The 5343-nt window shown below is 40.9% G+C and carries 5 protein-coding genes; all 5 read right to left on the minus strand.

Annotated elements, in window-relative coordinates; all coding sequences use genetic code 11:
* The coding region (locus tag SMSK597_RS0102805; protein ID WP_001250150.1) for a LysM peptidoglycan-binding domain-containing protein at nucleotides 1-831 on the minus strand (831 nt) is incomplete at its 3' end.
* Between the two features lie 356 nt (nucleotides 832-1187).
* Complete coding sequence (gene vex3, locus SMSK597_RS09510) at nucleotides 1188-2567, minus strand: ABC transporter permease subunit Vex3 (RefSeq protein ID WP_000902991.1); 1380 nt, start codon at nucleotides 2565-2567, stop codon at nucleotides 1188-1190.
* A 334-nt stretch (nucleotides 2568-2901) separates the two neighbouring features.
* On the minus strand, nucleotides 2902-3534 hold the full coding sequence (gene vex2 / locus SMSK597_RS09515; RefSeq protein ID WP_000173743.1) for an ABC transporter ATP-binding subunit Vex2: 633 nt from the start codon (nucleotides 3532-3534) through the stop codon (nucleotides 2902-2904).
* A 12-nt stretch (nucleotides 3535-3546) separates the two neighbouring features.
* Complete coding sequence (locus SMSK597_RS09520) at nucleotides 3547-4824, minus strand: ABC transporter permease (protein ID WP_001068277.1); 1278 nt, start codon at nucleotides 4822-4824, stop codon at nucleotides 3547-3549.
* A 167-nt stretch (nucleotides 4825-4991) separates the two neighbouring features.
* A partial coding sequence (locus tag SMSK597_RS0102810) for an LPXTG cell wall anchor domain-containing protein (RefSeq protein ID WP_000302959.1) occupies nucleotides 4992-5343 on the minus strand: 352 nt, incomplete at its 5' end.

The following is a 5343-nucleotide window of genomic DNA, read 5'->3' on the forward strand; positions in this document are numbered from 1 at the left end:
CTCTTCTTTCGGCGCTGGTGTTGCTGGCTCTTCCGCTTTCGGTGTCGGTGTCGCTGGCTTCTCTTCTTCCGGTGCCGGTGTCGATGGCTCTTCCACTTTTGGCGCTGGTGTCGATGGCTCATCTGCTTTTGGCGTTGTTGCCACTGGCTCGTCTGTTTTTGGCTCAGTTGCTGCTGGTTCTTCTGCTTTTCGCGCTGGTGTTACTGGCTTCTCTTCTTTCGGTGCTGGTGTCGCTGGCTCTTCCACTTTTGGTGCTGGTGTCGCTGGCTCTTCCACTTTTGGTGCTGGAGTTACTGACTCTTCAGCTTTCGCTGCCGATACTGCTGGTGTTTCCACAACTACTGGTGTCGTTTGTTTAACAGTAGTAGTTTGCTCTCCAGTTACAGTATTTGTCTTTGTTTCAACTTCATAACTTTGACAGCTACCAGAATTATCAATCGACACTCGCTGTCTTTTTACTTCTGTATTTCCATCTTTTAGAAAAGCCTCTTCGCTAAAATACAATTTATTATTAGCAAAAATCAAATCTCTATTTGCAATACGATTTATCTCAACCAAACTATCAACAGATAGCCCCGTTGCCCCACTAATAGCACTCAGTGTATCTCCCCACTTAATTGTGTAGTGTGACAAATTGTCTATATTTTGAATATCAGCCTTTACTTCTGCAACTGTTCTGGCTACCCAGACACCATCTTGTTCACTGGCTGACACAGTTGGAGCTAAGAAGCCCAACCCCAATAAAATCACACCTGTCGCAACAATTGCACCAGTTCTTAATTTTCTAAAGCCACGGAGGGATAATGTTCCTCTAACATTTGTTTGTCTCATAATGTTTATTTTTCCTCACTAATCTATATTTTCCAAAGTAGACCCTGCCTAGGCCTACTATCCTATGTTTGCGATATGCACAGGCTTCTACAGATTTATCTATCTATTTTCAAGATAAAGTTTCTATAGATTTTTATGCACAATTCCATATATAAGTTGTGAAATCCCTTTCTAATAAATTCAATAACTTTAGTATATCATATTTAAGTACTAAAGTACAAAGAAAGCGACTGAAAGCAATGATTTTCACCACTGCTTTCGGCTCTATTTTGTATTGTTAAATAGCCATTCTCTATCCACCATTCTTGAATAGAAAAACAAGATGCAGTCTCTATTTTAGACTAATTTTTTCAGACTTATTCGCTATCCAGCAAGAGCTCTTTGGGTTGTTTTCTGAGGAGATTGCTTGATGCAAGCGCCATAACGAGAACCACTAGAACTAAAGCAAGGACAAAGACGATGATAAAGTCTGATGTCTGAATGGAAATATCTAGGCTTGACAAGGTCTTGTTAAAGCCATCTACTTCTGCACCACCACCAAGGTTAGAGGCTTGAGCCGCCTTGCTAGCCTGTTTGGCAACACCTGAAGTCACATTGGCAAGGACAGTGTTTCCAATTGCACGGGCAGTGTAATTAGCTAAGAAGTAAGCAGAAACAAGAGCAGGAATGGCAATCAAGATGGATTCAGTGATGAATTGCCCCAAGATACTTGCCTGCTTGAGACCGATAGAGAGGAGAATTCCCACTTCCTTGCGACGGGCATTGATCCAAAGGCTGAGCAAGAGGGCAAGGAGAAGAACTGAGAAACTCAAGCTACCCCAGAAGAGGAGGTTGGCCATCTTGTACATACCAGAGATGGATTGCTCAAGGGCTGGATAGTTAGACGAACTCTTCACCAGTGTATAGCTCTTCCAGTTGATACCACTTATGCCATTCAACTCTTTCATAACATCATCCAAGTTCTTGTCCGCTGTTACAAAGAAGGTTGCGTCCCCATAAATAGCTGTGTCTTCTGTGTATCCATAAAGTTTTGCAGCAGTGTGAATGTCTGTGATAGCTGTATTTTCGTAAAGCTCTTGTGAGTAAGTTACTGCCGACTTATTATGGCCATCAAAGAGTCCCTTGATTGTCACTTCAACTGTTTCCTTGGCACCTTTTTCATTGTCTGCATCATAGACATTAGAGTCCAACTTGACCTTATCCCCTACTTTCCAGCCGTGTTTAGCTGCCAAGTCCTTGTGCAAGAGGATCTTGTCCTTGTCGTCGTTTGTTAGGTGCTCACCTTCAACCAGTTTATAAGAACCAGAAACAAACTTATCTTCTTTAGAAGAGTCATTGACACCAGTGATCATCAAGCTGCTTCCAAAATGTTTGGCACGGTCAGGTGTTAGATTTTTCTTGGTATCTGGCGTTTCGATGAGTTCATAGCCAGTCAAATCTCCGATAGCGTTGATGCGTTTAACATAAGACTCAATAGCCTTATTTTCGGTGATTTTTTTGATGTCTTCACCCTTGATATTCCCAGCACCACGTGGCGTTCCTTGATTGACGCGACGATTGATTTGCATGGAGAAGCTATTGGTGATATTTTTAAAGGTCTCCTGAGAAGCTTTGGCAGTAGCTCCCTTGATCGACAAGCCGACCAAACTCAAGCTCGCCATGAGGAGAATAATCAGGAAGATGACGATCGATTTGAAAAACTTCCTTGTAACATAGGCAAATGCGTTGTGTAACATAGATTCCCTTTCTAGATGTTGTTCTATTTCAATGTCTTATAACTTATATAAATTATTTTTTTACTATTTCCCTTAGATTGTGCGGACGGGAGCAATTTCCTGTAGGAATTTCATCCCTAATTTTTGAGCCCTTCGCCCTTTAATTTCTATGCTCAGGCTAAAATAGTTCCCCAAACTATTTTACTCTCAAAAATTCCGACCTTGATAATAACTTTGTTATTATCTAGGCTATCACTACTGCGGGAAATAGTTGTTAAAGACTCACTTCGTTTATTATTACTTTACACGTATCTGGTTACCAACTAATACTATTTTAAAGTTTAATAACTAGATTCTATATTTCAGTCAGTTTCTTATCCTTCAATTCAAGTGTAATATCTGACGCTTGTGCCACTTCTTTGCTGTGGGTAACGACGATGACACATTTACCTGTTTTCTGAGCAAGTGATTTGAGCAGTTCGACAATATCTCCAGCAGTTTTAGGATCCAGATTTCCTGTTGGCTCATCAGCTAGAATAACTGGGGCTTCCGATACTAAACTACGAGCAATGGCAACACGTTGTTGTTGGCCACCTGATAACTGGAGAACATTCCGCTTGATCTGACTTTCATCCAAACCAAGCTCAAGCAGTGTATCCTTGCTTGCCTTTTTGTTGACCAAGCGGATATTTTCCAGTGGAGAAAGATAATCTATCAAGTTATAATTTTGAAAGACCAGGGAAATATGGTGCATGCGATGGTAGGAATAGCCCTTCTTACGAATGTCCTCTCCTTGAAAAAGGATAGAACCTTCAACAGGACTATCTAGACCAGCAAGGAGAGACAAGAGAGTGGATTTCCCTGCTCCTGACTCCCCAATAATACTATAAAATTTCCCGGGTTCAAAATGATAATTGATCTGATATAGGACTGCCTCAGCAGTGTTCTTATAACGGTAGGTAACATCTTGTAATTGTAATAAAGTCATGATTTCTCCTTCTTAACTAATAGATGATAAAATTTCTTTCGGTGATTTTCTAAATAAGAATAGGAAACAAAGGGCTACAGACAAGCAACTAATCAACAACAGAAAGATATAGGATTCTGCAAATGATAGGACATTAGTTGATAGACTGCTTGCTTTAGCTAGCGTGTCTTGTAAGCTTGCCTGTTCTCCACTTGCTAGTAGTGTTTGGAGTAGGTAAGATGTGATTGCGTTTCCTACAACAAATGCTGGAAGCAAAGCTCCGAGAGATACCAAAACTACCTCTAAACAGAATTGTAGGAAGATCGAGCTTTTGCCTTTGCCAAGTGCCAGTAAAATTCCCACTTCGTAGACCCTTTCTCTCAACCAGAGAGACAAAACCAGAATTAGGGTCCCTGCTCCTGCTATCAACATCCCATAAAGGAAGATAGTCAGAAAGGTTTGGAAGGTGGCAACTGAGTCCTTGATTTGTTCAAAGGCCTTGTTTTCCTTTTCGACTTGATAGCCTTGATTTTCCAAGGCCAAGTTTTCTACCTGCTTCATGAGTCCGTCCATTTCCTTAGGATTTTCTACATAGAAGCGCGCTGCACTGACTTGAGCTTCACTATTTCCCAAAAGACTTTGGCTACTTTCATAGTCTGTAAAGACCTGGTTTTCACTGAAGTCAGAAGACAAGCCTGTGAATTTCTCCTGTTTTTTACCAGAAAAGATGCCGATAATCTCAAACTCCACTGTTTGTCCTTTGCCAGATTCTGACTGTCCAGCATATAAGCCAATCTTGTCATGAAGCGAAAGACTATTCTTCTTAGCCAGCTCTTCGTGGATCAAGATTTTCTTGGAATCCCCTTTTTGAAGGTGTCGCCCTTCTTTTAAGTTGAAAGCCGAACTGGTAAAGGTAACATCCTTGGATGAATCTTCAAGAGCCGTTAAGCTAACCAAATTCTTATCCGCAGCTGACAAATCATCACGCTCCACACTCTGCTCGCCACTCACCGCTTCCTTGTCTTTTAATTTTGCAATCGTCTCGAGTTCAGGAGTAACATTTTCCAGTCCCTTAATCTTGCTGACAGATGCTAGATCTGACAACTTGAAAGTCTGACCATTTTCTATCTTCTTAATAGAAAAAGAGGTATTGAGTGATTTGTAAAGATTGGTTTCAACTGTTTTGTTGGACTTCATCAGAGTCAAACAGGCTGAAATTCCAGCCAATAGGACCAATAAAATCAGAAATAAAATAAAACTTCTCAGTCGTTTTCTGCTGACATAAGCCCAAGCTCTTTGGATTGGATTCATTTGTCACCTCCATATTTGTAAGACTATTATAAAACCCAAATATGAAATGTTTATGAAATACGAAAAAAGAACTAGAATTCTCACAAATGAGTGATTTTTCTAGTTCTTTTTGATTTACAAAGACTTTATGCAGGGAAAGCTACTAAGGATCAGATGAGATCATCTATTTAAGCTTCCTCTTCATCGTCTTTTTTCTTTTTGGCAAATAGCAAACCAAATGCACCAAGAAGAGATAGAACTCCGAATGCACCTGTAGCACGGTCTTCTTGTGTACCAGTATTTGGCAATACTGCTTGCGGTTGAGAAACTGATGAATCAGTTTCTAACACTTCATTCGGCAATTGAGCAGGTACTTCAACTGTTTGACTTGGTTGTTCAGCCGGTTGAACAGCTGGCACCTCAGCAGGGGTGGTAGTACCGCCGTTGTTCGTGTTGCCACCATTGTTAGTGTTAGCACTATTGTTAGTGTTGCCATCATTGTTAGTGTTAGTACTGTCGTCAGGACGTGGAGCAGGCTGA

It is taken from the genome of Streptococcus mitis SK597 (assembly GCF_000148545.1).
Lineage (GTDB): Bacteria > Bacillota > Bacilli > Lactobacillales > Streptococcaceae > Streptococcus > Streptococcus mitis_C.

Excerpts from the sequence above, each read along its gene's own strand:
- vex3 (WP_000902991.1), bottom strand. The coding sequence starts at position 2,567 with ATGTTACACAACGCATTTGCCTATGTTACAAGGAAGTTTTTCAAATCG.
- vex2 (WP_000173743.1), bottom strand. The coding sequence starts at position 3,534 with ATGACTTTATTACAATTACAAGATGTTACCTACCGTTATAAGAACACT.
- SMSK597_RS09520 (WP_001068277.1), bottom strand. The coding sequence starts at position 4,824 with ATGAATCCAATCCAAAGAGCTTGGGCTTATGTCAGCAGAAAACGACTG.